Source organism: Streptomyces sp. NPDC019443 (genome assembly GCF_044389785.1).
Lineage (GTDB): Bacteria > Actinomycetota > Actinomycetes > Streptomycetales > Streptomycetaceae > Streptomyces.
In genome coordinates this window covers 250215-276547 of the sequence record NZ_JBIRYJ010000008.1, presented here as the reverse complement: position 1 = coordinate 276547, position 26333 = coordinate 250215, and the positions used below count along the sequence as shown (strand labels likewise).

General features: G+C 70.0%; 17 protein-coding genes and 2 pseudogenes. 7 read left to right on the top strand and 12 right to left on the bottom strand.

The features are described 5' to 3' along the window. Window positions 1-114: 114 nt before the first annotated feature. From ACH492_RS25410 to ACH492_RS25395, 4 genes are all read right to left on the bottom strand, one after another. Window positions 115-2322, bottom strand: a complete 2208-nt coding sequence (locus ACH492_RS25410) for an ATP-dependent RecD-like DNA helicase (protein WP_398989978.1) — start codon at window positions 2320-2322, stop codon at window positions 115-117. 346 nt (window positions 2323-2668) lie between these two features. Continuing rightward, window positions 2669-3508 (bottom strand): sugar phosphate isomerase/epimerase family protein, encoded by an 840-nt coding sequence (locus ACH492_RS25405; RefSeq protein WP_398989977.1) that lies wholly within the window; start codon window positions 3506-3508, stop codon window positions 2669-2671. Then, window positions 3505-4647: a dihydrodipicolinate synthase family protein gene (locus tag ACH492_RS25400; protein ID WP_398989976.1), complete on the bottom strand. Its 1143-nt coding sequence runs from the start codon at window positions 4645-4647 to the stop codon at window positions 3505-3507. The genes ACH492_RS25405 and ACH492_RS25400 overlap by 4 nt, the downstream gene beginning before the upstream one ends. Beyond that, window positions 4644-5795, bottom strand: coding sequence for a Gfo/Idh/MocA family protein (locus ACH492_RS25395; RefSeq protein ID WP_398989975.1), 1152 nt, complete (start codon window positions 5793-5795; stop codon window positions 4644-4646). Before ACH492_RS25395 ends, ACH492_RS25400 begins: the two co-directional genes overlap by 4 nt. Window positions 5796-5951: 156 nt before the next feature. Between ACH492_RS25395 and ACH492_RS25390 the strand changes: the two genes are divergently transcribed. Further along, window positions 5952-7016: a LacI family DNA-binding transcriptional regulator gene (locus tag ACH492_RS25390; protein ID WP_398989974.1), complete on the top strand. Its 1065-nt coding sequence runs from the start codon at window positions 5952-5954 to the stop codon at window positions 7014-7016. Window positions 7017-7134: 118 nt separating this feature from the next. Here the strand turns inward: ACH492_RS25390 and ACH492_RS25385 are convergent, their stop codons facing one another. Further along, window positions 7135-9177, bottom strand: coding sequence for a TerD family protein (locus ACH492_RS25385; protein WP_398989973.1), 2043 nt, complete (start codon window positions 9175-9177; stop codon window positions 7135-7137). A gap of 389 nt (window positions 9178-9566) precedes the next feature. Between ACH492_RS25385 and ACH492_RS25380 the strand changes: the two genes are divergently transcribed. Next, window positions 9567-10502, top strand: a complete 936-nt coding sequence (locus tag ACH492_RS25380; RefSeq protein WP_398989972.1) for a GNAT family N-acetyltransferase — start codon at window positions 9567-9569, stop codon at window positions 10500-10502. Then, a pseudogene (locus tag ACH492_RS25375) lies at window positions 10499-11269 on the top strand (sugar phosphate isomerase/epimerase family protein); the annotation flags it as partial. The gene ACH492_RS25380 and the pseudogene ACH492_RS25375, both read left to right, overlap by 4 nt. On the opposite strand, the gene ACH492_RS25370 reads toward ACH492_RS25375, so the two are convergent. Beyond that, entirely contained in the window at window positions 11163-12119 is a 957-nt protein-coding gene (locus tag ACH492_RS25370) for an EamA family transporter (protein WP_398989971.1), read from the bottom strand. The pseudogene ACH492_RS25375 and the gene ACH492_RS25370 overlap by 107 nt on opposite strands. 101 nt (window positions 12120-12220) lie before the next feature. Here ACH492_RS25370 and ACH492_RS25365 point away from each other — a divergent pair, with 101 nt between their 5' ends. The 3 genes from ACH492_RS25365 (at window position 12221) to ACH492_RS25355 (ending at window position 16016) form a co-directional block, all read left to right on the top strand. After that, a complete protein-coding gene (locus ACH492_RS25365) occupies window positions 12221-13120 on the top strand; it encodes a LysR family transcriptional regulator (RefSeq protein WP_398989970.1) in 900 nt (299 codons plus the stop codon). A gap of 230 nt (window positions 13121-13350) precedes the next feature. Continuing rightward, entirely contained in the window at window positions 13351-15168 is a 1818-nt protein-coding gene (locus ACH492_RS25360) for a glycoside hydrolase family 3 protein (protein WP_398989969.1), read from the top strand. Between the two features lie 146 nt (window positions 15169-15314). Then, window positions 15315-16016 carry a hypothetical protein gene (locus tag ACH492_RS25355; protein WP_398989968.1) on the top strand — a complete coding sequence of 234 codons (702 nt, stop codon included), beginning with the start codon at window positions 15315-15317 and terminating at the stop codon, window positions 16014-16016. Between the two features lie 46 nt (window positions 16017-16062). Here the strand turns inward: ACH492_RS25355 and ACH492_RS25350 are convergent, their stop codons facing one another. The 6 genes and pseudogenes from ACH492_RS25350 to ACH492_RS25325 form a co-directional block, all read right to left on the bottom strand. Then, window positions 16063-17496: a S28 family serine protease gene (locus tag ACH492_RS25350; RefSeq protein ID WP_398989967.1), complete on the bottom strand. Its 1434-nt coding sequence runs from the start codon at window positions 17494-17496 to the stop codon at window positions 16063-16065. A gap of 108 nt (window positions 17497-17604) precedes the next feature. Beyond that, a complete protein-coding gene (locus ACH492_RS25345) occupies window positions 17605-17976 on the bottom strand; it encodes a hypothetical protein (RefSeq protein ID WP_398990039.1) in 372 nt (123 codons plus the stop codon). 173 nt (window positions 17977-18149) lie between these two features. Beyond that, window positions 18150-19760, bottom strand: a complete 1611-nt coding sequence (locus tag ACH492_RS25340) for a hypothetical protein (RefSeq protein ID WP_398989966.1) — start codon at window positions 19758-19760, stop codon at window positions 18150-18152. A 216-nt stretch (window positions 19761-19976) separates the two neighbouring features. Beyond that, window positions 19977-23726, bottom strand: a complete 3750-nt coding sequence (locus ACH492_RS25335) for an ABC transporter ATP-binding protein (RefSeq protein ID WP_398989965.1) — start codon at window positions 23724-23726, stop codon at window positions 19977-19979. An 86-nt stretch (window positions 23727-23812) separates the two neighbouring features. Continuing rightward, complete coding sequence (locus ACH492_RS25330; protein ID WP_398989964.1) at window positions 23813-24766, bottom strand: serine hydrolase; 954 nt, start codon at window positions 24764-24766, stop codon at window positions 23813-23815. Between the two features lie 119 nt (window positions 24767-24885). Next, a pseudogene (locus tag ACH492_RS25325) lies at window positions 24886-25248 on the bottom strand (esterase-like activity of phytase family protein); the annotation flags it as partial. A 69-nt stretch (window positions 25249-25317) separates the two neighbouring features. Here ACH492_RS25325 and ACH492_RS25320 point away from each other — a divergent pair. Then, a complete protein-coding gene (locus ACH492_RS25320) occupies window positions 25318-26091 on the top strand; it encodes an aminotransferase class IV family protein (RefSeq protein WP_398989963.1) in 774 nt (257 codons plus the stop codon). The last annotated feature ends 242 nt before the right edge of the window (window positions 26092-26333 follow it).

Sequence of the window (26333 nt, the reverse complement as noted above, 5' to 3'; positions counted from 1 at the left end):
TCAGTGCCGCCAACCTGCTCATCTTGCCCCGTTCGCCCAGGTTCCGGAAGCCGGGGTGGCGTTTCCCACCCTGCGGGGCCGGGGGGCTTCCCCCGGGCGGCGGAGCCCTCAGTGTCAGCCGCCGGCCAGCCGGTGGTCCACCGCGGTGAAGCGTCTACCCGCGGAAACAGTGCGCACTGCCTGTCCTATCGCCTTACGGGAGCCGACCAGCACGACAAGCTTCTTGGCCCGGGTCACCGCTGTGTAGAGGAGGTTCCGCTGGAGCATCATCCAGGCCCCGGTGGTGACCGGGATCACCACTGCCGGGTATTCGCTGCCCTGCGAGCGGTGGATGGTGACGGCATACGCGTGTGCCAGCTCGTCGAGCTCGTCGAAGTCATACGGAACCTCCTCGTCCTCGTCCGTCAGCACCGTCAGCCGCTGATCGTCCAGCTGGAGCGAGGTGACCACGCCGACCGTGCCGTTGAAGACGCCGTTCTTGCCTTTCTCGTAATTGTTGCGAATCTGGGTGACCTTGTCGCCGACGCGGAAGACCCGGCCGCCGAATCGCTTCTCGGGGAGGTCGGGCCGAGCGGGCGTAATCGCCTGCTGCAGCAGGCCGTTGAGGGTGCCTGCGCCGGCCGGGCCGCGGTGCATGGGCGCGAGCACCTGCACATCGCGCCGCGGGTCCAAGCCGAACTTGGCGGGAATCCGGCGGGCCGCCACGTCCACCGTGAGCTTTCCCGCGTCCTCCGTCTCCTCCTCCACGAAGAGAAAGAAGTCGGAGAGCCCGGAAGTGATGGGCTGTACACCGGAGTTGATGCGGTGGGCGTTGGTGACGACCCCGGACTGCTGGGCCTGCCGGAAGATGCGGGTCAGCCGGACATTCGGCACCGGGCCGCCGTCCGCGAGCAGATCGCGCAGCACCTCGCCGGCGCCGACGCTCGGCAGCTGGTCCACGTCCCCCACCAGCAGCAGATGCGCTCCGGGGGCGACCGCCTTGACCAGCTTGTTGGCCAGCAGCAGATCGAGCATGGACGCCTCGTCGACCACCACGAGGTCCGCCTCCAGCGGTCTGTCCCGGTCGTACGCCGCGTCCCCGCCGGGCCTCAGCTCCAGCAGCCGGTGCACGGTGGAGGCCTCCGCGCCGGTGAGCTCGGCGAGCCGCTTGGCCGCACGCCCGGTGGGGGCGGCGAGCACGACCTTCGCCTTCTTGGCGCGGGCCAGCTCCACGATGGAGCGGACCGTGAACGACTTGCCGCAGCCGGGGCCGCCGGTCAGCACGGCGACCTTGCGGGTGAGGGCCAGCTTGACCGCCTGCTCCTGCTCGGGCGCCAACTCCGCGCCCGTACGCTCCGCCAGCCACGCCAGCGCCTTGTCCCACACGACGTCCTGGAAGGCCGGCATCCGGTCCTGCTCGGTCCGCAGCAGTCTGTTCAGCTGGGCGGCGAGCGAGATTTCGGCGCGGTGGAAGGGCACCAGATAGACGGCGGTCAGGGGGTCTCCTCCGTCCGGGGCCGGGACCTGTTCCCGTACGACGCCCTCCTCCTCACCGGCGAGTTCGGCGAGGCACTCGATGACAAGGCCGGTGTCGACCTGGAGCAGCTTCACCGCGTCCGCGATCAGCCGCTCCTCGGGCAGGAAGCAGTGCCCCTGGTCGCTGGACTGCGACAGGGCGTACTGGAGACCCGCCTTGACCCGCTCCGGGCTGTCGTGCGGTATGCCGACGGCCTGGGCGATCCTGTCGGCGGTGAGAAAGCCGATGCCCCAGACGTCGGCGGCCAGGCGGTACGGCTGGTTCTTCACGACCGAGATCGAGGCGTCGCCGTACTTCTTGTAGATGCGCACCGCGATGGAGGTCGAGACGCCGACGCCCTGGAGGAAGATCATGACCTCCTTGATGGCCTTCTGCTCCTCCCAGGCGACGCCGATCAACTTCGTCCGCTTCGGGCCGAGTCCGGGGACCTCGATGAGCTTCTTCGGCTGCTGCTCGATGATGTCGAGGGTCTCGGTCCCGAAGTGCTCGACGATGCGCTCGGCGATTCTGGGGCCGATGCCCTTGATCAGGCCGGAGCCGAGATAGCGGCGTATGCCCTGGATCGTGGCCGGCAGGACCGTGGTGTAGTTCTCCACCGTGAACTGCTTGCCGTACTGGGCGTGGGAGCCCCAGCGGCCCTCCATACGCAGAGACTCGCCCGGCTGCGCGCCGAGCAGCGAGCCGACCACCGTGAGGAGATCGGCTCCGCCGCGGCCGGTGTCGACGCGGGCGACGGTGTAGCCGGTCTCCTCGTTGGCGTATGTGATCCGCTCAAGGACCCCTTCGACCACTGCGAGATTGGACATGATCCGACGCTACCGCCGGGGTCCGACAGTGCGGGTGGCCTGTGGACAACTCTGCGCCGGGCTGTCCGCCGGGCTGTGCGTCGGGGAGGCCTGTGACCTGCGGGGTGTCCCGGAACGGTCGAGGGGGCCCGGTCCGACGACCGGGCCCCTCCTGTTCCCCTCCGTCAAGGGCTCCCCAGATCCCCCCAGATCCCTCCCCGGGAGCCTTGATGACAGGTACGACCCTCGTCATGCGGAAAGGGTTGCACGACAGCGGACAGTTGTTTTTGCGGAATCCACGCGCCCTCCTGAGGCCACAACAAGAGGCCACAACAAGAGGCCAGAACAAGAGGTCGCAACAAAACCGCTACGCCGCGAACTCCTCGTACCGCCCCAGCACCTCCCCCAGGACCTCCTCCCCGTCCCGCGCCCACAGCCCCTCGTTGAACAGCTCCACCTCGATCGCGCCCTTGTACCCCGCCACCTCCACCCGTTCCCTCCACTCGCGCAAGTCGATCGCGCCGTCCCCGAGCTGGCCCCGCCCGTTCAGCACCCCCGCCGGCAACGGCGTCGTCCAGTCCGCCAGTTGGAACGCGTGAATACGGCCCGCCGCGCCCGCCCTCGCCACCGCGGCCGGCGCCGCCTCGTCCCACCAGATGTGGTACGTGTCCACCACCACGCCGACCTGCGCCGCCGGGAAGCGTTCGGCGAGGTCGAGCGCCTGCGTCAGCGTCGACACCACGCACCGGTCCGCCGCGTACATCGGGTGGAGCGGCTCGATCGCCAGCCGCACGCCCCGTTCTCCCGCGTAGGGAGTCAGTACCGACAGCGCGTCCGCGATGCGCTCCCGTGCTCCCGGCAGGTCGCGGCTGCCCGCAGGGAGGCCGCCCGAGACCAGGACCAGGGTGTCCGTGCCGAGCGCAGCCGCCTCGTCGATCGCCGTGCGGTTGTCGGCCAGAGCGTGGGCCCGCTCCGCCGGGTCGATCGCGGTGAAGAAGCCGCCGCGGCACAGGCTGGTGACCGTCAGTCCGGCGTCGCGTACGAGCTTCGCCGCTGCCTCGACTCCGTACGCCCGGACCGGTTCACGCCACAGGCCCACCCCCGAGATGCCCATGCGTACGCACGCCTCGGTGAGTTCGGGGAGGGTGAGCTGCTTCACCGTCATCTGGTTGATGCTGAAGCGGGTCAGGTCGGCTGAATCGGTCATTCGGCGACTCCGTACATCGTCAGGAGGGACTTCATACGGGTCTCGGCCAGCCCCGGGTCGGGAAACAGGCCGAGGCCGTCGGCCAGTTCGTACGCCCGGCACATGTGCGGCAGCGAGCGGGCCGACTGCAGGCCGCCCACCATCGTGAAGTGCGACTGGTGCCCTGCCAGCCAGGCGAGCAGCACCACGCCCGTCTTGTAGAAGCGGGTCGGCGCCTCGAACAGATGGCGGGAGAGCTCGACCGTCGGGTCGAGAAGTCTGCGGAACCCGGCGACATCGCCGGTGTCGAGGATCCGTACCGCCTGGGCGGCCAGCGGGCCGAGCGGGTCGAAGATCCCGAGCAGCGCGTGACTGAAGCCCCGCTCGTCGCCCGCGATCAGTCCCGGGTAGTTGAAGTCGTCGCCGGTGTAGCAGCGGACGCCCTGAGGGAGGCGGCGGCGCAGGTCGGCCTCGCGCTGCGCGTCCAGCAGCGAGATCTTGATGCCGTCGACCTTGTCGGGGTGGGCGGCGACGACGTCGAGCAGGACCGATGTGGCCGCGTCGAGATCGGACGAACCCCAGTAACCCTCCAGCACCGGGTCGAACATCGGGCCCAGCCAGTGCAGGATCACCGGACCGCTCGCCTGCCGCAGGAGGTGGGAGTAGACGGAGAGGTAGTCGTCGGACGTCCGGGCCGCCGAGGCCAGTGCGCGCGACGCCATCAGGATCGCCTGCGCGCCGCTGTCCTCGACGAGCGCCAGTTGTTCCTCGTATGCCGCGCGCACCTGCGTCAGCGAACCGCCCCCGGGGCCGAGTTGGTCCGTGCCCGCCCCGCACGCGATCAGGCCGCCCACGGCCTTCGCCTCCGCCGCCGAGCGCCGGATCAGCTCCGCCGCGCCCGCCCAGTCCAGACCCATCCCACGCTGCGCCGTATCCATCGCCTCCGCGACGCCGAGGCCGTGCGACCACAGATGGCGGCGGAAGGCGAGCGTGGCGTCCCAGTCGACGGCGGCGGGCGAGTCGGGGCTCGCGTCGGCGTACGGGTCGGCCACGACATGCGCCGCGGAGAAGACCGTACGAGAGGCGAGTGCGGCCCCACCGGCGAACACGGCCGGTTCGTTGCGGGGTTCGTACACCCCGTGCGGGAGCCTGATCGTCACAGCGACAGCTCCGGCACCTCGAGGCGCCGGCCCTCGGCCGAGGACTTCAGCCCCAGCTCGGCAAGCTGCACGCCGCGCGCGCCCGCCAGCAGGTCCCAGTGGTACGGCTCGCCCAGCGCGACATGGCGCAGGAACAGCTCCCACTGCGCCTTGAAACCGTTCTCGAACTCCCCGTTGTCCGGCACCTCCTGCCACTGGTCGCGGAAGGACTCGGTGGCGGGCAGATCCGGGTTCCACACCGGCTTGGGGGTGGCGGAGCGGTGCTGGGCGCGGCAGCGGCGCAGGCCCGCGACCGCCGAGCCGTGGGTTCCGTCGACCTGGAACTCCACGAGTTCGTCGCGCATCACCCGTACCACCCAGGAGGAGTTGATCTGGGCGACGGCGCCGCCCTCCAGCTGGAAGATGCCGTACGCGGCGTCCTCGGCGGTCGCGGCGTACGGCTTGCCGCGCTCGTCCCAGCGCTGCGGGATGTGCGTGGCGGCCTGCGCGGTGACGGACGTGACCCGGCCGAACAGCTCGTGCAGTACGTACTCCCAGTGCGGGAACATGTCGACGACGATGCCGCCGCCGTCCTCGGCGCGGTAGTTCCAGCTGGGGCGCTGCGCCTCCTGCCAGTGGCCCTCGAAGACCCAGTAGCCGAACTCCCCGCGCACGGACAGGATCTGGCCGAAGAAGCCGCCGACGACGAGGCGCTTCAGCTTCAGCAGGCCCGGCAGGAAGATCTTGTCCTGGACGACTCCGTGCTTGATGCCGGCGCACTCGGCGAGGCGGGCGAGTTCCAGCGCGCCGGCGAGGTCGGTCGCGGTCGGCTTCTCGGTGTAGACGTGCTTGCCGACGGCGATGGCTTGCTTGATCGCGTCGACGCGGGCGGAGGTGACCTGCGCGTCGAAGTAGATGTCGATGCTGTCGTCGGCGAGCACGGCGTCGAGGTCGGTGGAGATGTGCGCGAGGCCGTGCCGCTCCGCGATCTCGCGCAGCGCGTGCTCACGGCGGCCGACGAGGACGGGCTCGGGCCACAGGACCTCGCCGCCCCCGAGGTCGAGGCCGCCCTGTTCGCGGATCGCGAGGAGGGAGCGCACCAGGTGCTGGCGGTACCCCATTCGCCCCGTGACGCCGTTCATGGCGATCCGCACTGTCCTGCGTGTCACGAAGGTGCCTCCATGTGCCCTCGATGCTTCTTGTTCCCTCATCACGGCCGTGTTCCCTCGATACGGCGGTAGCAAGCGCTTTCTACGCGGTATGACGCTAGCCTGCCGACAGCGGCCCGGACAAGGGCCCTGTTCCATCTCCCGTGGAGGAAAGCGATGACAGTCACCCTGGCGGATGTGGCGGCGCGCGCCCGGGTGTCCCCGGCCACCGTCTCCCGTGTGCTCAACGGCAACTACCCGGTCGCGACGTCGACGCGGGATCGGGTGCTGAGGGCGGTCGACGAGCTCGACTACGTACTGAACGGACCCGCGAGCTCACTCGCCGCGGCCACCTCCGACCTGGTCGGCATCCTCGTCAACGACATCGCCGACCCCTTCTTCGGGATCATGGCCGGGGCGGCACAGACGGAGATCGGCGGGCAGGAGGGCTCGGGGCGGGCGGGCGGCGAGAAGCTGGCCGTCGTCTGCAACACCGGCGGCTCGCCGGAGCGCGAACTCACCTATCTCACCCTGCTCCAGCGGCAGCGGGCCGCGGCCGTCGTCCTGACCGGCGGTGCGCTGGAGGACCCGGACCATATCGCCGCGATGGCCGCCAAGCTGGCGAGGCTCGCGGACGCGGGGACGCGGGTGGTGCTGTGCGGCCGGCCCCCGCTGCCGGGCAGCGAGGCGATCGTCGCCGCGCTCGCCTTCGACAACCGGGGCGGCGGGCGGCGGCTCACCGAGCATCTGCTGGCGCTCGGACACCGCCGGATCGGTTACGTCGCGGGCCCGCCGGAGCGCACGACGACCCGGCACCGGCTGGAGGGCCACCGGGCGGCGCTGGCCGCGGCGGGGATCGAAGAGGACCAGTCACACGTGACCGTGCACGGCCCGTACGCGCGCCGCTCCGGCTACGACGCGACGCTCGAACTCCTGCGCCGCGACCCGGACTTGACGGCGATCGTGGCTGCGAACGACACGGTCGCGCTGGGCGCATGCGCGGCACTGCGCGACCAGGGGCTGCGCATCCCCGAGGACATCTCGGTGGCGGGCTTCGACGACCTCCCCTTCTCGGTGGACGCGGTCCCGGCGCTGACGACGGTCCGGCTGCCGCTCTACGAGGCGGGCGCACGGGCGGGCCGCCTGGCGATGGGCAACGAAGCCCCGCCGCCCGGGGGGATCGCGACGATCGCCGCGGAGCTGATGGCACGGGCGTCGACGGCGCCGCCGCGGAAGGGGTGAGGGGGCGATTGCGGCACGAGGGCGCCGTACTGCCCCTGCCGGTGAGGCCGCGGGAGGGCCGGCGGCAACTTGCGCCGCCGCGGCGGCGCAGTACGGCTACCAGTCCCGCAACTCGGGATCAGCCGACAGCAGCCGGTTCCGTGGATTGCGATCGGCTGACCGGGCGTCGTTCGAAGGGGCCCAGCTGAGCGACCACGCTTGCGTAGAACCGGTCCACAGCCTCGTCGACGCTGCGGATGAATCCGGATTCCGCGCTGCCGCGAGTGGCGCCCATGCCCTTGAACAAGGACAGCCGGAAACCGGTCATCCGGGCGCCGTCCTTGGGAAGGATGTCGGCCGGTTCGGGCCGTAGCCGTTCGAGGGTGCCGCGTGGGCCGTTGCCGCCCTCGACGAGGGTCTCGACGTGGAGGTCCGCGGGCGCCTCGGCCAGCAGTCGGATCAGGCGCTTGGCCGAGGTGAGGGGGTAACTCCCTTCCGGGGCCTGGATTTCGATGGACGTGCGCAGCTTGCCGGTCCGCAGGTCGGCGACGATCGCCAGAACGCCGGGCGTGCTGTCGATACGCAACTCGGCGGTCAGCCGGCCTTCCTCACACAGCCGGTCGGCGAGTGCGGCCCGCCGGGAATGCGGATCGGTACCGCGCTTGGCACGCTGTACCGGCAGGGCCTTCTGGCCGAGTTCGCCGCCGAGGCGCAGACAGACCTGACGGATGAGCTGTTCCCAGCTCTCGACGACCTCGACGGCGCGCCGGTCACCCTGGCAGAGAGTCTCCGTGTCGATGCCGTTTCGTACGGGCACCCAGGCCGGACCCATGTTCTGAAATCCGTGGCAGCCGGAATTCTCGTGCTGAAGGTAGTGCAGCAGTTCCTGCAGGAGCCACGCATGGGCGGCGTTGCCGACGCCCTCGTGGCGGATCAGCATCTGTGCCTGGTGGGCCACTTCTGCCCAGGACAAGTGCCACAGAGCGACCTTGTGCTTACGCCGTCCGTCGATCCTGACGTCCACCAGCGGACTGCCTTCGAGGGCCACGTCGTTGGAGAGGGTGATGACGGCCTCGTAGCCGCGGCGGGCGCCAATGTCCATGTAGTTCTGTACCTGATCCGGCTTGAGCGGGTTTCCATTGGTCTTCGTCTCGAGCAGAGCGGTCCACAGCTTGCCCGCCCTTTCCACGCGGATCACACCGTCCGGGCGCTTGGGGTTTTCTCCGTGCGGGAGCGTGACCTCGGTGAAGGTCTGCATCCGGCCGGCCGGTGCGCCGAATGCCGCGATGAGCCGACGCCCGAACTCCGGCACTTCGGCCATCACCGAGAGCAGAACGGAAGTTGCCCGTAGCTCCCGCTCCTTGTCGCTCTTGAGCGAGGGTGCGGGGAAGAGCCGTGCAGGCTTCCAGGAATCGTTCTCGGCGAGGGACTTCTTGGCCACCTTGGGCAGCGTGACCTTCTTCTTGGCGGTACGAGGGCCACGGGCGCCCGTCGGCGTCGGCTTCACATCGGCGGGCTGCGCTTCACGCACTGCCTGTGCGGGGAGGGCCACCGGCGGTTCGACGGCCGGAGTCCGCGGCTCTTCGGCCTTCAGTACCGGCTCCACCTCGGCTGGTTCTGCGGCCTCGTCATCGCTCGCGTCATCGATATCGATACCGAAGTCCGTGGCCAGACCCGCCAGGCCGGTCTCGTAGCCCTGGCCGATCGCCCGGAACTTCCACTCCTCGCCCCGCCGGTAGAGCTCACCGAAGATGAACGCGCTCTCGACGCCGGCGTCGGCGATGGAGAATCCGAGCAGAGCCTCACCGCTGCGATCGGCGAGCGTCACCCGCAGGTCGTCGAGTTCACCGAAGCACGAACCGCCGTACTGACTGGCAGCAACAACAATGCGTTCGACATTCGGGGGCACTGCGGTCAGATCGAGGCTGATGCGGTCTTCGCTGCCGTTGTCGGTCGGTGTCTTGCCCAACAGCTGCACGCTGCCGTCGGCTGCCGCGGGGTTGTTGTAGAAGAAGAAATCGTCGTCGCTGCGCACCTTGCCGTTGGCGTCCAACAGCAATACGGACACATCCGCGTCCCCGTCTCCCGCCGCGCTGCTCCAGCGCAGACTCACGATCACCGAACCGGTGTCATCGCTCAGGGTTGTCAGGCCGACATTGGAGCCCTTGGGCATTTCGAGCATGCAGTCCCCCAGACGTGCGGCCGCCTCAGGGCAGGCCCAAGCAGCCACAACATGTCGATCTGTGACGTAGTGCGCACGTGGTGCGACGAAGAGAACCGTAGCGCTCATAGCCGACGTATGAGGAGATGTCGTGAAGACTGGAGCGGATGAGAATGGCGATCCTTCTGGCGTCGGACAACCCGGGACGGCCCGAAGGTCCAGCGAGAGCGAGCGCTCGTCCGGCGGGACCAGCGCGACACCTCTGTTCACCAGTCGGCGCAGCCGCCGCGGCCGTGAATGACAAAGCGGCCACCAGCCCTTGCCGGGGCCCGAACCCCGGAATACCGTTGACTCAGTCAAGGGTAGAGCCCCCGAGTAAGCAGCCCGGAGTGACCAGCCCGGAGTAGCTCATGCCGATCCATGAAATCCGCGCGTTCAACCGCTTCTACACCAACCTCATCGGCGCGCTCGACTACAGCAAGCACCTCTACACCCCGTACACCCTCACCGAGTCGCGCGTCCTGTACGAACTCGCCCACAGCCCCCGTACCGACGCCGCCGACCTGCGCGCCGAACTCTCCCTCGACGCCGGGTACCTGAGCAGGCTGCTCGCCAGGTTCGAGCGGGACGGGCTGGTCGGGCGGGCGCCGTCCGAGGTGGATCCGCGGCGGCAGCGGATCACCCTCACTCCCCGCGGGCGCGAGGCCGCCGCGCTGCTGGACGAGCGGTCGCGGGAGGCCGTCGGGGCGCTGCTGGACAGGGTGGCGACGGACGAGCGGCCGCGGTTGGTCGAGGCGATGCGGACCGTGCGCGAGATCCTCTCCCGGTCCCGGACTGCGCACCGCGAAGGACCGGTGGTGCGTGAGCCCGGGCCCGGCGATCTGGGGTGGGTCGTGCAGCGGCACGGTGCGCTGTACGCCGCCGAGTACGGCTGGAACGCCGACTTCGAAGGGCTCGTCGCCCGGATCGTCGCGGACTTCGCACAGGACCACGACCCCCATCTGGAGCGGGTGTGGATCGCCGAGCTGGACGGGCGGCCGGCCGGGTCGGTGATGTGCGTACGGGACGACGCCCCGGCGACCGCGCGGCTGCGGCTCCTGCTCGTCGAACCAGAGGCGCGCGGTCACGGACTCGGCGACCGACTCGTGAGCACTGTCGTGGATTTCGCGCGCGATGTGGGGTACCGAGAACTGGTGCTGTGGACCAATGACGTACTGACCGGCGCCCGCCGGATCTATCAGCGGGCCGGGTTCACCCTCGTCGCCGAGAAGCCGCACCGCTCGTACGGAGCGGATCTGGTCGGCCAGGACTGGCGGCTGCCCCTGCAGGAAGGAACGGTCAAATGAGGTTCGCCTTCTCGACGCTCGGTGTGCCGTGCATGCCCGTCGCGGATGTGGTCGCGCTCGCCGTGGACACCGGCTATCAGGGGGTCGAGCTGCGCGCCGACCCCGAGGAGCCGGTGCATCCGGGGATCGGAACGCGGGAACGGTCCGCCGTGGTGGCGGAGTTCGAACGGGCGGACGTGGAGATTCTCACCGTGTGCGGGTACACCGGCGTCGCGGCTCCCGGTGACGACGCTCCGGTGTACGAGGAACTCGACGAACTGCTGCGGCTGGCGAAGGACTTGGGCGCGCCGAATGTACGCGTCTTCCCCGGCGGGGGCGACCAGGACCGGGCCGGGGCGGAGGCCACGGCCGCCCGCCGGCTCGGAGCCGCCGCCGAGACCGCGGCCGGACTCGGCGTACGGATCCTGCTGGAGACCCACGACTCGCACCGTACCGGCGCTGATGTCTCCCGCATCCTGGGCCTCGTCGGACACAAGCACGCGGGCGCGATCTGGGACGTGGTGCACCCGTGGCTCGACCACGAGGAACCGGCGGCGGCACATGCGGCGCTCGCTCCCTTCCTCGGCTATGTCCAGGTCAAGGACGTCGCATCGCGCGACGACCTCGCGCCGCTGCCGCTCGGCGCGGGAGTACTGCCGCTGGCCGAGTGCCTGGCGACACTCACCGAGGAGACGTGGCTGTGCTGGGAGTACGAGAAGCGCTGGCATCCGGAGGCAGCTGACCTGCCCGGGCTGCTGGTTCCGGGACGGGAGCACCTGGAGCGCCTGCTCGCGACAGTGAGGTGAGCGCCACACCGCCGACCAGCAGCACGGCCGCGCCCCAGCGCAGCGGGCTCACCGACTCGTCGAGCAGCAGCGCCGCCGACGACATGCCGAAGACCGGCACGAGCAGCGAGAAGGGGGCGACGGCGGAGGCGGGGTAGCGGCGCAGCAGGAAGCCCCAGGCGCCGAAGCCGAAGACCGTCGCGCCCCAGGCGACGTAGACGATCGCGCCGACGCCGCTCCAGTCCAGGGCGCGCAGCGCGTCCAGATCGGCCTGCGGGCCTTCGAAGAGCAGGGAGAGCGCGAGCAGCGGCAGTACGGGGACGGTCGAGACCCAGATCATGAAGTTCAGTGCGTCCGGCGGGGATGCCTTGCGGGTCAGCACATTGGACAGGCCCCAGCAGGCCGCGGCCGCGATGACGAGCAGGAAGGCGAGGACGGGGCCCGAGGTCCCTTCGTCGACCGCGGCGAGGGCGATGCCGCACAGGGCGACCGCCATGCCCAGGACCCGTACCCTTCCCGGCCGTTCGGTGAGAACTACAGCGGCGAACAGGGCTGTGAAGACCGCCTGGATCTGCACGACGAGCGAGGACAGCCCGGCCGGCATCCCGCGGTCCATGCCGATGAACAGCAGCCCGAACTTCGCGACGCCCAGCGCCAGTCCGACACCGATCACCCACTTCCAGGCGACTTTTGGGCGGCCCACGAAGAATACCGCGGGCAGCGCGGCCACCAAGAAGCGCAGCGCGGAGAAGAGCAGCGGCGGGAAGTGGCCGAGCCCGAGCTCGATGACGACGAAGTTCACTCCCCAGACCGCGGCGACCAGGACGGCGAGTGCGATGTGTACGGGACGCATGCACAGAGGATCACCGGCCCCGACCATGTAGCACCAGCGCGGACTTCTTCATGGTGGAATTGAGCGTTGCTTACGAATGCCCGCAGAAATGGAGGTCGGCCATGCTCGATCTGGGGCGACTGCGCGCACTGCACGCGGTCTCCGTCCACGGTTCCGTGGCCGCCGCGGCCATCGCCCTGGGGTACACCCCGTCCGCCGTGTCGCAGCAGATCACCAAGCTGGAGCGGGAGACGCGTACGACCCTGCTCGAACGGCGGGGACGGGGCGTCGCGCTCACCGACGAGGCGCGTCATCTTGCCGCCACCGCACAGGAGTTGCTCGCCATCGTCGAGCGCGCCGAGACCACCCTGGAGGAGCGCAGGGGGCAGCCGACCGGCCGGCTCACCATCGGCGCATTCGCCTCGGCGGCCCGCGGACTGCTGCCCGGCGTGCTCGCCGAACTCGGCCGCAGGCATCCGGGGCTCGACGCCCGGATGACGGAGGTCGACCCGCATCTCTCCATCGACCTGGTGGCCCGCGGGATGATCGACCTGGCTCTTGCGCACGACTGGGACATCGCACCGCTGCCCGCTCCCGAGGGCGTGGCACAGGCCGTCATCGGCGACGACCTGTGCGATCTCCTGGTGCCGGAGGGGCATCCGCTGGCGGCGCGTGTGTCCGTGCGCCGCGAGGATCTGGCGGGGCAGCGGTGGATCTGCCAGCCGCCGGGCACGGTCTGCCACGACTGGCTGGTCCGTACGCTGCGCGCGGCGGGCTGCGAACCCGATCTCGCCCACCAGGCCGAGGAATACCACACCCAGCTCGCACTGGTCGCGGCCGGGCTCGGCATCGCCTTGATCCCGCGGCTCGGCCGCGGCCCGCTGCCTGCCGGGGTGGTGGCTCTCGCCCTGGATCCGGTGCCGAAGCGACGGCTGTACGCGCTGTGGCGCACGGGCGCGGCGCGCCGCCCCGCGATCACGGCGACGGTGGAATCGCTCCAGCGCCACTGGCCGGGCGCGTGAGACGCGGGGCGAATGCGGGGTGCGGGTCCGGGTCCGGGTCCGGGTCCGCCACGGCATTCGGGCCGCCCGCGCCCGGCACCGTCACCCGCCACCGCGTCCGGGTGACCTTTCGCGTGCCGCGCGTGCTTTCTGTTGCCACACCCTTGACCTGGCAGTAACTTTCCGGCTATCCGTGAATCCTTGGAAGTTTCCTTCAACTCCCTTGTCGAGCAAGGCCGGAAGGAGCACCCATGCACGACCGGAGCCTCTCCAGACGCACCCTCCTCACCGCGACCGCCGCGACCGCCGTCGCGGCCGGCGCCGTAGCCACCGCATCCCCCGCCCTCGCCCACCCCTCCCACCGCGACCGTCTCAAACGGCTGATCTCCCGGATGAGCCTGGAGGAGAAGGTCGGCCAGCTCTTTGTGATGCGGGTGTACGGGCACTCCGCCACCGCCCCCGACCAGGCCGACATCGAGCTCAACCTCAAGGAGATGGGCGTCCGCACGGCCGCCGAACTGGTCGCCGCGTACCACGTCGGCGGGATCATCTACTTCTCCTGGGCGCACAACACCCGCGATCCGCACCAGATCGCCGATCTGTCCAACGGCATCCAGCGCGCCGGACTCGCCCAGTCCACCCCTGTGCCGCTCCTGATCTCCACCGATCAGGAGCACGGCATCGTCACCCGGATCGGCAAGCCCGCCACGCTCGTGCCGGGCGCGATGGCGCTGGGGGCGGGCGGGTCACGGTCCTACGCCCGCAGCGCCGCGCAGATCGCCGGGGCAGAACTGGCCGCGATGGGCATCCTGCAGAACTACGCCCCGGTTGCCGACGTCAACGTCAATCCCGCCAACCCGGTCATCGGCGTACGGTCCTTCGGCGCCGACCCGGAGGCAGTCGCCCGCCTGGTCGCCGCGCAGGTCAAGGGTTACCAGGGCGCGGGCATCGCGGCGACCTCCAAGCACTTCCCGGGGCACGGCGACACCACCGTGGACAGTCACACCGGCATCCCCGTCATTACGCACACCCGTCAGCAGTGGGAGGAGATCGACGCCCCGCCGTTCCGGGCCGCGATCGCCGCCGGCATCGACTCGATCATGACGGCGCACATCCAGTTCCCGGCCCTGGACCCGAGCAATGACCCGGCCACGCTGTCGCGCCCCATCCTCACCGGCATCCTGCGCGAGGAGCTCGGCTACAACGGAGTGGTCGTCACCGACGCGCTCAATATGCAAGGCGTGCGCGACAAGTACGGAGACCACCGGGTGCCGGTGCTCGCGCTGAAGGCGGGCGTGGATCAGCTGCTCAACCCGCCGGACCTGGCCGTCGCCTGGAACGGCGTGCTCAGCGCCGTCAAGAGCGGCGAGATCAGCGTGGCACGCATCGACGAATCGATCCTGCGCATCCTCTGTCTCAAGGAGCGACTGGGCCTGTTCCGCGACCCGTTCGTCTCCCACCGGCGTCTCGATCGCACCGTCGGCGTCGGCGCGCATCTCGCCGCCGCCGACCGGATCGCGGAGCGGACGACGACGTTGCTGGTCAACGAGGGCGGGCTGCTGCCGCTGAGCCGGCGCGCGCAGCCGGAGCTCCTGGTGGTCGGCGCCGACCCGGCCTCGCCGACCGGGACTACCGGACCGCCGACCGCCGTACTGGCGAAGGCCTTCACCGAACTGGGCTTCACCGCGACCGCGCTGTCCACCGGCATCACCCCCACCGCGGCGAGGATCGAGGAAGCGGTCGCGGCGGCGGGCGGCAAGGACGCGGTGATCGTCGGCACGTACAACGTCTCGGCGACCAGCCCTCAGCGCACCCTGGTGGCACGGCTCGCCGCGACGGGGGTGCCCCTCGTCGCGCTCGCCATCCGCAATCCGTACGACATCGCACGGCTCGACGGCGTACGGGCGGCGCTCGCCGCATACTCCTGGACCGATGTCGAACTGCGCGCCGCGGCACGCGTGATCGCGGGCCGTACCGAGCCCGAGGGGCGGCTGCCCGTGCCCGTGCAGCGGGCGGACGATCCGGCCCAGGTGCTGTATCCCATCGGTCACGGTCTGTCGTTCGACTGACGTACGACTGACGTAACCGACCCGTCCCGCGCCACCGGCGCACTCCCCCCAATTGTCCCGAAACACTCCGCGCGTCTGGCGTGTGCCCGCCTCGGCGGGCCACGCTGGACCAAACCGGCCGGGGGGCCGGGGCTCGGGGGGTCCGGATGGGCACACAGCGGCGGTCCGCGGGGGCGGTGAGCGCCCTGGTACTGGTACTGGCAGTCGCGCTGGCGTCGGCGCTCTCCGCCGGCTGCCAGCAGGCGACGGGACGCACCACAGCGGCAGGCGGCAGCGCCGTGAGCCCCACCGCCACGCCGTCCGGGTACGGCCTGGTCTTCCTCGGCCCCGGTGACTGCGGCTCACGCGGCCGCAACGTCCAGGAAGTGCTCTGCGCCAGTGAGAAGGCGGCGGCCCGGGTGATCGCCCGCCATGAAGGCCGGTACGAGGGCGGAGACGAGGGCGGAGACGAGGGCGGAAGCGGGGGCGCAGACGAGGGGCGGCCCGCGAGCGGCCCCGCCTGCCCCGCGGCCACCGACTTCGTACTGCACATCTCCGAGAGCCGTCCGGCGGCCGACGAGGACGGCGACGGGGAGGTGGGCAGGGGGTACGCATGTATGCGCAATCTGGAGCCTCCGCATCCGGGCGATCCGGGCGAGGGCGGCGGCCCGCACACCGTCGTCGGCGACTGCGTGTACAGCGCGAGCAAGCGGCAGGTGAAGGAGACGGCCTGTGACGGATCGGGCGCACGGGCACCGGAGTTCGAGGTGGCGTCGGCGGTCCGGAGCAGGGCGCAGTGCCCGCCGTCGACGGCGCTCTATGTGCGGCTGGGCGGTGACAAGCCGGTGGGCTGCGCCCGCCGTGTATGAGGATCACTCAACGGCGGGCACAGCCCACTCACTTCCGTGCGACGGGTTACGGCCGCAGGGCCGGCTCCCGCTCGATGTCCCGCTTGTCGAGCTTCGCGTCGTACTTCGTCAGCGGCTTCGCCTTCTCGGCGTCCTGCTGGACGGCGGCCGGGGCGACACCCGCCCACTTCAGGATCGCGGCGGTGGCCTTCGCCTTCTGGTCCGGTACCAGGCCGGCGACGTTGGACGAGTGGTTTCCGCCGGGCGCGACGTACACATAGCTGTCGCGGCTGCCCTTGCCGACCCGGAACGGCTCGGCGCCCCACGGGTCGTTCTCGCCGTAGACGAACATCATCTGGTGGGCGTTGTGCCGGACCCACTTGTCGACGTCGTTCATCACCCACGGCTTGAAGCGCATGGGGATGTCACGCGGCACGAAGTTCCGCGGCGGCTGGTACCCGTACCGGCTCAGCCCGTCCAGGTGCGGCTGCTTGATGTCGGGCGAGCCGAGCTCGGTGCCTGCCTGGTAGTAGTACGGCGTGTACGTGCCCAGGCCCTGGTCCGTGTAGAAGGAGAAGCCGGAGATCGCGTCGATGGAGTCGTAGATCTCCTGGTCGGTGGCGGTCGCGGCGGCCGGGATCGACTCGCAGTCGGCGAGCAGGCTGTACTGCCAGAACGCCCAGGTGTAGTCGAGGACCACGGCCTCGTACGCCTTGTCGAGGCTGCCGATGGTCTTGAAGGTGTAGCCCTCGGTGGTCGCGGCCTCCTGGTACTTGGCCTCCAGCGGCGCGCGGCGCACGAGAGCCTCGCGCTGGACCGCGTTCAACTTGTCCCGGCACTCCTTGGTGCCGACCTTCTCGAGGAACCGGTCGTACGCCGAGTCCTCCTTGTTCACCACGTCGTTGGGGGCGACGTACGCGACGACGCCGTCCATGTCCCGGGGGTAGAAGCGCTCGAAGTAGGTGGCGGTCATGCCGCCCTTGGAGCCGCCGGTGGAGAGCCACTTCTTGGCGTAGATCTTCTTCAGCGCCGTGAAGACGCGGTGCTGATCGCTGGCGGCCTGCCATATGTCCAGCTTGGACCAGTTGGCGGGATCAGGACGGGACGGGGTGAAGAACCGATACTCCAGGGAGACCTGGTTACCGTCGATGATCGCCGTCGGCTCACTGCGGCGCGGCGTGGTGCTCACGTTGTAGCCGGAGGTGAAGAAGACGGTGGGACGGTTGGTGTCCTTGTGCAGCAGGGTGATCCGCTGCTTGAAGGAGCCCTTGTCCGGGTGCCGGTGGTCGACCGGCTGTGTGTAGTTGAGAACGAAGAAGCGGTAACCCGGGTACGGCTTCTCCTCGATGAGACTCATGCCCGGTATCGCGAGGATCCGGTCCTTGATGTCCGTGCCGGTCGTCGGCTCTGCGGCGGTAGCCGCACCGGCCGTCGCGCCGGCCGCGCTCACGGTGCCAATGAGCACCACGAGCGACAACAGCCATCTGAGCGCCTTGCGCATTCACCCTCCCCTTGATTCACCAGCGGTCGCGGTGAACCTAGCGGGGGCAATGCCCGGCCCGCCAGCCCCAGTTGGCGCGGGTCTCGGTCAAGTGGGCCCGGAGCCCGGTCAGCAGAGGATCCAGCCGGTCGAGCCCGCGACGCCGGAGACGGCGCCGGTGGCCCGTACGCAACGGTTGAGGGCGTGGACGGTGACGGGGCCCGCATGACGGGTGAAGGTGCCTTTGTCCCCGGCGGGGTGGCCGCCGCGCGCCTGGAGGGAGACGGACATGGCGCGCCGGGTGCCGGGCGTGTTGGAGACGGTGACGGCGCAGGCGTACTGCCGCTTCTTGTAGACGCGCAGCTCACCGGTGGCGAACTTGACGGTCTTCAGCGGCCGCCCGCTGCAGACGGAGACGACGGCGTCGGCGCGCTGTGTGCCCGGGCCTGCCAGGGTGAGGGCGGCCACGGCCATGAGCACGGCGAGGCCCTGCGCGAGCATCCGCCGCCCGAGTCGTCGCCCCAGTCGTTTGTTCCCCGCCCCACCGAACACTCTCGCGCCCCCTTGTCACAGCTCCGTACATGCGTACGACGCAGGCGGGGGCCGAACGGTTGCGACGCGCACGAATCCGTCACACGGTGGAGGGCTCCTCACAGGCAATGTCCAGCGCCCGGTCAGCCCACCACCTTGTACAGCATCTGGCCGTCGGGCCCGATGTCGACCAGGCGCAGCGCCGGGTCCTTCGAGGGCGGACCGCCCTCGACGTCCCACCGCAGGAGCCACTTCGCGTTGTAGCGGTGCAGGATGTCGAGCTGGTCCTCGCGTGACGTGTCGCGCGCGAAGAAGCGCTCAACGGCTGCGTGCCGCTCCTTCTGGTCCGGCAGGAAGATGTCGTCGAAGCCGGGGGCGACGGTGTAGATGCCGTACGCAGGAAGCACCAGACTGGTGCGGTACGTCGTCATGACGGTGTCGCCGCGCTTCACCGCGCGTGCCACCCACTCGCGGCCCTGCCAGGACGGCCAGGACTTCTCCCGTACGGCCTGGGGCAGTGCTTCACCGATGAAGACATAACCGAGGGCGGTGGACTGGGTCCATGCCCCGAACAGCAACGCCGCGCCTGTGACCGCCGCGAGGGCATTGCGGGCGAACCTGCTCCCGGCTTCAGCGATCGCGAGGGCGATGGCCAACTGCGCGGGGATGATCGCCGCGGGCAGCGCCCTGCCCCACGACCAGTGGCCCGTGAGACCGCCGGCCGCGACCAACAGCGTGCCCAGCGCGAAGAGGATCACCAGCGGGTCGCGCTTGTCCCGCCGCCACCGGAACAGCAGAGCGACAACCCCGATGAGGGCAAGACCGAAGCGTGCCGGCATATCGCTGTACAGCGAGTGGTGGATCTCCTCCAGCCCGTCGAAGGCGAACAGCGAGAAGAACGAGTAGTACGGCCACACGGCGATCACAGCGACGCCGAGCACGATGCCCCACGCCAGCCGCAGCCAGGTCTCCTTGGCCGGCCACGGCCGTGCGGAGAGCAGCACGGCCAGAGCCCCCAAGGTCGCGACGACCCCCGAGAACTGATGGCTGAGCATGATCACAGCCCACATCAGGCCGAGCCCGAGGAAGGCCCTCCAAGACGCCGCCGTACGCAGGGCCTTGGTGAGCAGCGCCCAGAAGTGGAAGGAGAGCGCGACGACAAAGGTGCTCGGGTACGAGATGACGAGCGCGAGCGAGCCGAGCTCCAGGAAACCGCTCCACGCGAGCAGCGGCGGCCCCCAGAGCAGCAGCAGGCAGAGCACGGCCAGCGCCGGCGCGAGCCGGCGTGTGCTGAGCGTGCGGGTGAACTGCCGGATACCGGTGAGCAGCAGAGGGAGCGTGATCAGGGCCGCGATCCGCAGCACCGTGAAGGCGTTCTCTCCGGTCGCCTTGGCCACCAGGGCGAGCAGCACGGTCCACGGTGAGTAGTACGGGCTGTCGGTGTCGGCATCGACCTGCGGGCTGCCCGGGTGGAGCAGATCGGCGCGCAGCCGCTCGATCGTCGCGGCGTGGAGGCCGAGGTCGCCGTTCCACGGCAGTCGCTGGATCAGCAGCAGCAGAAGCACGGTCAGCAGCAGCACCGCGGACTGTACGACGGCTCGCGCGACGGCGTCGGCGCGCGAGCGGACGGGTTCGGAGGAGGGAGGGACGGGGGCCGGGCGGGGGGTGGCGAGGTCGTGGGATCGCTGTCGCCACCCAACGGCGGAGGACATGGTTGGCGGCGCCGAAGCGTCGTCGATCTTGGGGGTGTTCACGTGCCTGCCCTTCACCGGATTCCGAGCCGCCGTCAGATTGGTCCTGGTTTATCAGGCATTCGGCTCCTGCCGGCGGGCGCGGAAGGCGTGTCGCGGCAGTCGGCCAACTGTCCGGTGCGCGAGGCGCCGTCCGTGAGGTTGAGGCAGGCGAGCCGGGTCACACCGGCGCGGGCTCGTCCTCCCCCCCATGAAGGTCCGCCACAACATCGCGACCCCTCACACAGTGGCGGGCTCGTCCTCCCCTATGAAGGTCCGCCACAGCGTCGCGTACGTGCCGCCCAGCGCGAGCAGTTCCTCGTGGGTGCCGTCCTCCGCGACCCGGCCGCCGTCCATCACGATCACCCTGTCCGCGCGCGCCGCCGTCGTCAGGCGGTGGGCGACGACCAGCGTGGTGCGGCGGCCAGTGAGGCGGTCCGTGGCCTGGTTCACCTGGGCCTCGGTGGCCAGGTCGAGGGCCGCGGTCGCCTCGTCGAGCAACAGGATGTCCGGGTCGACGAGCTCGGCGCGGGCCAGGGCGATCAACTGGCGCTGGCCCGCTGAGAGGTTGCGGCCGCGCTCGGAGACCTCGTGGAGGTAGCCGCCGTCGAGGGTCGCGATCATGTCGTGGGCGCCGACCGCCCGGGCTGCGGCCTCCACCTCGGCGTCGTTCGCGCCGGGGCGGCCGTAGGCGATGGCGTCCCGGACCGTGCCCGCGAAGAGGTACGCCTCCTGCGGGACGACGCCGAGCCGGTGCCGGTACGCCGTCAGATCCAGCTCGCGCAGATCGGCGCCGTCGGCGGTGACCCGGCCGCTCGTCGGGTCGTAGAACCGCGCGACCAGCTTGACCAGCGTCGACTTGCCCGCGCCGGTCTCGCCGACGAAGGCGACCGTCTGACCGCCCGGGATACGCAGATCGATGCCGATGAGGGCGTCTTCCTCGTCCCCGTAGGCGAAGTTCACGTCCTCGAAGGCGATCTCGCCGCGCAGCGACAGCACATCGAGGGGCTCCTTCGCGGCGGCGGTCGACGTCGGCTCCTGGAGCAGTTCCTGGATGCGCCTGAGCGACACCGTCGCCTGCTGGTAGCCGTCGAAGACCTGGGACAGCTGCTGCACCGGCGCGAAGAACAGATCGATGTACAGCAGATACGCGACGAGCGCGCCGGCGGTCAGAGTGCCCGCCTCGATCCGGCCGGCGCCGACGATCATCACGGCCGCCGCGGCCACCGAGGACAGCAGCTGCACGAAGGGGAAGTAGACCGAGATCAGCCACTGGCCGCGGACCCGCGCCTGGCGGTAGCTGTCGCTGCGAGCGGCGAACCTGTCCGCGCCGTCACGCTCGCGCCGGAACGCCTGGACGATCCGCAGTCCGGACACGGACTCCTGGAGGTCGCCGTTGACGACGCTGATGCGCTCACGGGCCAGTTCGTACGCCTTCACGCTCTGCTTGCGGAAGAAGTACGTGCCGAAGATCAGTACCGGCAGGGTCGCGAAGACCACCAGCGCCAGCTGTACGTCGATGACGAGCAGGGCGACCATGATGCCGAAGAAGGTCACCACCGAGACGAACGCGGTGACCAGTCCGGTCTGCAGGAACGTGGACAGGGCGTCCACGTCCGTCGTCATCCGCGTCATGATCCGGCCGGTCAACTCGCGCTCGTAGTAGTCGAGTCCGAGCCGCTGGAGCTGCGCGAAGATCTTCAGGCGCAGGGAGTAGAGGATCCGCTCGCCGGTGCGGCCCGTCATCCGGGTCTCGCCGATCTGCGCGGCCCACTGCACGACGACGGTCACCATCGCGAGCGCGGAAGCCGCCCACACCGCGCCGAGCGCCATCCGGCTGACGCCCTCGTCGATGCCGTGCCTGATCAATATGGGTAGCAGCAGGCCCATGCCCGCGTCGACGGCCACCAGCAGCAGGCTGACCAGCAGCGGCAGGCCGAAGCCGCGCAGCAGGCGGCGCAGCCCGTACTCGTGCTCGGGGAGCACGGCGCGGGCCTCGTCGACGGCGGGGGTGCCGTCGGCCGGGGGCAACGCCTCGACCTGGGCGAGCAGTTCGGGCGTTGCGCCGGGGATGGGGGTACCTCCCGTGCCGGAGGCTACGAGGGACGATGACTCGGCGTTCTCCTCGCGCTCCCACAGCCTGGGCGTGAGGCCGCGCTCGGCGTCGAACTCGGCGTCCAGTTCGTCCCGTACGGAGTGGTCCTCTTCCGGTTCCGCGGCCGGCAGCGGTGTGTGCCCCGGCGATACGCCGCCGAGCTCGTCCGGGTCGGTCAGCAGCCGCCGGTACAGGGCCGAGCGGCGCGTCAGCTCCGCGTGCGTGCCGATGTCGGCGAGCCGTCCGCCGTCCAGCACGGCGATGCGGTCGGCGAGGCCGAGGGTGGAGCGGCGGTGGGCGATCAGCAGGGTCGTACGCCCGGCCATGACCGATCTGAGCGCCTCGTGGATCTCGTGCTCGACGCGTGCGTCGACGGCCGATGTGGCGTCGTCGAGGAGGAGCAGCCGGGGGTCGGTGAGGATCGCGCGGGCGAGCGCGATGCGCTGGCGCTGGCCGCCGGAGAGGGTGAGGCCGTGCTCGCCGACCTTGGTGTCGTAGCCGCCGGGCAGCTCGGCGATGAAGCGGTCGGCCTGCGCGGCGCGCGCCGCGGTCTCGATCTCTTCCTGGGTGGCGTCCGGCTTTCCGTAGGCGATGTTCGCGCGCACCGTGTCGGAGAAGAGGAAGCTGTCCTCCGGCACGAGACCGATGGCCGCGCGCAGCGAGTCGAGGGTCAGCTCGCGCACATCGTGACCGCCGACCAGGACCGCGCCGTGCGTCACGTCGTAGAAGCGGGGCAGCAGCAGCGAGACGGTGGACTTGCCGCTGCCGGAGGAGCCGACGACGGCGACGGTCTCGCCGGGCCTGATCTCCAGCGAGAAGCCGTCGAGGACGGGGCGCTCCTCGTCGTAGCCGAAGGTCACGTCGTCGAACTCGACGGTGGCGGGGGCGTTTGCCGCGAGCTCCTTCGTGCCGTCCTTCATGGTGGGCTCGGTGTCGATCAGCTCCAGTACGCGTTCCACGCCGGCCCGCGCCTGCTGTCCGACGGTCAGCACCACGGCGAGCATCCGGACCGGGCCGACGAGCTGCGCGAGATAGCTGGAGAAGGCGACGAAGGTGCCCAGCGTGATCTGGCCGCGGGTGGCGAGCCAGCCGCCGAGCGCCAGCATCGCGACCTGTCCGAGCGCGGGGACGGCCTGGAGGGCGGGGGTGTACTTCGCATTGAGCTTGATGGTGCGCAGCCGCCCCGCGAAGAGCTTCCGGCTCACCTCGCGCAGCTTGCCGGTCTCCTGGTCCTCCTGCCCGAAGCCCTTGACGACGCGTACGCCGGAGACGGCGCCGTCGACGACGCCCGCGACGGCGGCGGCCTGGCTCTGCGCGTACCAGGTGGCGGGGTGCAGCCGGGTGCGGCTGCGCTTGGCGATGAACCAGAGGGCGGGGGCGACGGCGATCGCGATCAGGGTGAGCGGCAGCGACAGCCACGCCATGATCACCAGGGAGATGAGGAAGAGCAGGATGTTCCCGATGGTCATCGGGAGCATGAAGAGCAGGCCCTGGATGAGCTGAAGGTCGCTGGTGGCGCGGCCGACGACCTGTCCGGTGGACAGTTCGTCCTGGCGGCGTCCGTCGAGGCGGGTGATGGTCCCGTACATCTCGGTACGGAGGTCGTGCTGGACGTCGAGGGCGAGGCGGCCGCCGTAGTAGCGGCGGATGTAGGTGAGGACGTAGACGACGAGGGCGGCGGCGATCAGCAGGCCGGTCCAGAGGGCGAGAGAGCTCGTCCGGTCGGCGATGACGTCGTCGATGACGACCTTGATGATCAGGGGGACGAGCGCCATGACGGCCATGCCGACCAGCGAGGAGCCGAGCGCGAGTACGACGTTGCGCCGGTACCTCCAGGCATATCCGGACAGCCGCCGCGCCCACCCCTGATCTGCCGACTGCTCTGCCGACGCCACGTGGTGCCTCCCGTTTTGATCTGGTCTACCGGAAGGCACCAACGCGGCGAGCAGCGGATTTCATCCCGCCGCAACAATTCGGTGGATCAGCGGGTGGCGGGGACCGCATCCCTCGGGGCCGTCTCCGGGGTGCCCGGCAGGGCCTCCTGCGGGACGGCGGGCGGCGCGAAGACCTCGGCCGTCGCGGTGGCCGCGGGGGCCAGGTCCTTGTGGACCGCGCGGGCGACCCTTTGGATGGTGTCGACGCCGTACTGCATGGAGCTGTTGTCGTGCGTCAGCACGGAGATCGTGTAGCTGTGACCGCCGCTGGTGAAGGCGCCGATGCTGTGTACGCGCCAGCCATGCGTGGCCCGCGAGAGCCAGCCGTTCTTGATCTGGATGCGGGCGGTGCTCGGGGCGCCGGCCGAGACACCCCAGCGCTGCGAGGGCACGACCTTGTACATCAGGCCGAGGGTGTAGCCGCGCGAGGCGTCGGTGAGGACGGTGTTCTTCAGTGCCAGCAGATTCAGCAGCAGCATCTGGTCGCCGGCGCTGATCTGGGTGAGGCCCCAGTAGCCGCCCGAGCCGGGGATGGTCCGGGACATCTTGGCGGCGTTGAGGAAGCCCTGGATCTTGGTGACGCCGAGCTGCTTCCACAGCGCGCTGGTGGCGGCGTTGTCCGACTTGGTGATCATGTCGGAGGCAAGCTGCTTCTCGCGGTCGGTCAGCTGACGACCTGTCTTCTGCGCGTCCCACAGGAGCGTCGTCAGGACGGTGACCTTGACGACGCTGGCGGAGTCGTAACGGTCGCCGATCCGCAGCCCGCAGGTGGTGTTCGTGGTGTTGTCGCGCACGGCGACGGCGGTGGTGGAGGCGCGGCCCACGAGCGAGGCGGTGATGTCCTGGGTCAGCTTGGCGGCGAGTCCCGACTTGCCGGAGGTGCAGCTGACCGTCGGCGTCGCGGCGGCCGCGGGCGTCGCGCCCGCGGCCAGCGGCACGAGCACACCCGCGGCGAGGGCCGCGGCGGCGGCACGGGCGCGCCGGGATACGCGGCCCGTCATGCGGCCCGTTATTCGGTGGTGAGTCATGGAGGCTTTCCGTCCCCTTGTGCTGGAGGGGGTGCGCTTTTTCAGCGCACCCGCTCCACATGACTCACGAGTGGCCGAAAAGTTGTACGGCCTCAGTGGTTGCACGGGAGCCGAGCCGTCAGCCGGTACAGCCTGGTGATCTGGGAAGCGTTCTGGTTGTCGTCGCCGGCGAGCAGGAGCCGGAGCCGGCCGCCGGGGCCGTGCGAAGTGACGGCCAGGGCCTCGATGTTGTCGAGGAGGGGATTGAGCTGGGGCTGCTTGGCGGGCGCGCCGAGGGAGGGGCAGTCGACGAGGTCGGCGAGCAGTGCCTTGCGTACGAGCCGGACGCCTTGCTGTCCTGTGACGTACTCGACATCGGTGACGTCGGTGGCATGCCGTAGGTCGGCGAGGTAGAGCCGGACGGTGTTGCCGACCCCCGCGGTGAACCCGCGCTCGAGCGCGAGCTGCGCGCCGTTCTCGTCGGCGAGGGGCCGCGCGAGGGCTCGTGGCGCAGGCGCGACGGGTGCGACTGCCATGCTGGCCGCATGGCAGAACTCAACGGACGCCCCGTCAGCCTGGATGAGCTCCAGACACTCGCTCTCACCAACTACGGCCACTTCACCAGTCTTCGAGTGGACGAAGGCCGAGTTCGCGGCCTGTCACTTCACCTGGACCGGCTCGCCCGTGACTGCCTTGCCCTGTTCGGAGCGGACCTCGACACCGAGCGTGTACGCGAACTCATCCGGCGAATGGCACCGGCCCACGGGTCGACCACGATCCGCGTCACGGTGTTCGACCCGACCACGGACCTGGGGCATCCGGACCACGCCACAGACCCTCAAATCCTCGTCACGCGGAGGTCGGCCGCCACCCTGCCCCTCCCACCCCTGCGCGTGCAGTCGTCCCTGTACGTACGAGACGCTCCCGAGGTGAAGAGCGTGGGGCTCTTCGGGCTGCTCCGCCATCGGCGCGCGGCTCAGCGCAACGGATTCGACGACGCGCTCTTCGCAGACGGGGGAGAGCTCATCTCCGAGGGTTGCAGCTGGAATATCGGTTTCTTCGACGGCGACCAGGTGATCTGGCCGGACGCTGACTGCCTCGTGGGTGTGACGATGCGGCTCCTCCAAGAAGCCCACGAACACCAGAGTGCACCCGTCTCTCTCGGAGACCTCGCTTCCATGGAAGCGGCCTTCGCGACCAACGCCGCCATCGGAGTGCGCGCCATCACGCTCATCGATGACACGGAGCTGCCCGGCGATCACCCCATCATCGACATTCTCCGCAAGGAATACATGGACGTGGCCGGCGACTCCATCTGATCCGAAACCCGGGTATGGGGCTGGTAGCTGGGCTTGGTCACGCAGAAAGCGGGCTTACCGTCGTTTGGGTGCCTGACAAGAACCGTCTCGTGCTTGGGCGGGTAGGGCTACTCGATCGCTCCCTCGGGCACGAGCTCGCTCAAGCCGTGTCCCCCATGCCCTCGTAACTGTCCACGTTCCCCGGCCGTTCAGACATGGCCTGGCCCCGCTGCCTCGGGGGATGGGCCAGCGGGGCCAGGGAT

What these genes read in the sequence shown, in the direction of transcription:
- ACH492_RS25410 (WP_398989978.1), bottom strand. Translation starts at nt 2,322, where the DNA reads ATGTCCAATCTCGCAGTGGTCGAAGGGGTCCTTGAGCGGATCACATAC.
- ACH492_RS25405 (WP_398989977.1), bottom strand. Translation starts at nt 3,508, where the DNA reads ATGACCGATTCAGCCGACCTGACCCGCTTCAGCATCAACCAGATGACG.
- ACH492_RS25390 (WP_398989974.1), top strand. Translation starts at nt 5,952, where the DNA reads ATGACAGTCACCCTGGCGGATGTGGCGGCGCGCGCCCGGGTGTCCCCG.
- ACH492_RS25385 (WP_398989973.1), bottom strand. Translation starts at nt 9,177, where the DNA reads ATGCTCGAAATGCCCAAGGGCTCCAATGTCGGCCTGACAACCCTGAGC.
- ACH492_RS25380 (WP_398989972.1), top strand. Translation starts at nt 9,567, where the DNA reads ATGCCGATCCATGAAATCCGCGCGTTCAACCGCTTCTACACCAACCTC.
- ACH492_RS25370 (WP_398989971.1), bottom strand. Translation starts at nt 12,119, where the DNA reads ATGCGTCCCGTACACATCGCACTCGCCGTCCTGGTCGCCGCGGTCTGG.
- ACH492_RS25365 (WP_398989970.1), top strand. Translation starts at nt 12,221, where the DNA reads ATGCTCGATCTGGGGCGACTGCGCGCACTGCACGCGGTCTCCGTCCAC.
- ACH492_RS25360 (WP_398989969.1), top strand. Translation starts at nt 13,351, where the DNA reads ATGCACGACCGGAGCCTCTCCAGACGCACCCTCCTCACCGCGACCGCC.
- ACH492_RS25355 (WP_398989968.1), top strand. Translation starts at nt 15,315, where the DNA reads ATGGGCACACAGCGGCGGTCCGCGGGGGCGGTGAGCGCCCTGGTACTG.
- ACH492_RS25350 (WP_398989967.1), bottom strand. Translation starts at nt 17,496, where the DNA reads ATGCGCAAGGCGCTCAGATGGCTGTTGTCGCTCGTGGTGCTCATTGGC.
- ACH492_RS25345 (WP_398990039.1), bottom strand. Translation starts at nt 17,976, where the DNA reads ATGCTCGCGCAGGGCCTCGCCGTGCTCATGGCCGTGGCCGCCCTCACC.
- ACH492_RS25330 (WP_398989964.1), bottom strand. Translation starts at nt 24,766, where the DNA reads ATGACGGGCCGCGTATCCCGGCGCGCCCGTGCCGCCGCCGCGGCCCTC.
- ACH492_RS25320 (WP_398989963.1), top strand. Translation starts at nt 25,318, where the DNA reads ATGGCAGAACTCAACGGACGCCCCGTCAGCCTGGATGAGCTCCAGACA.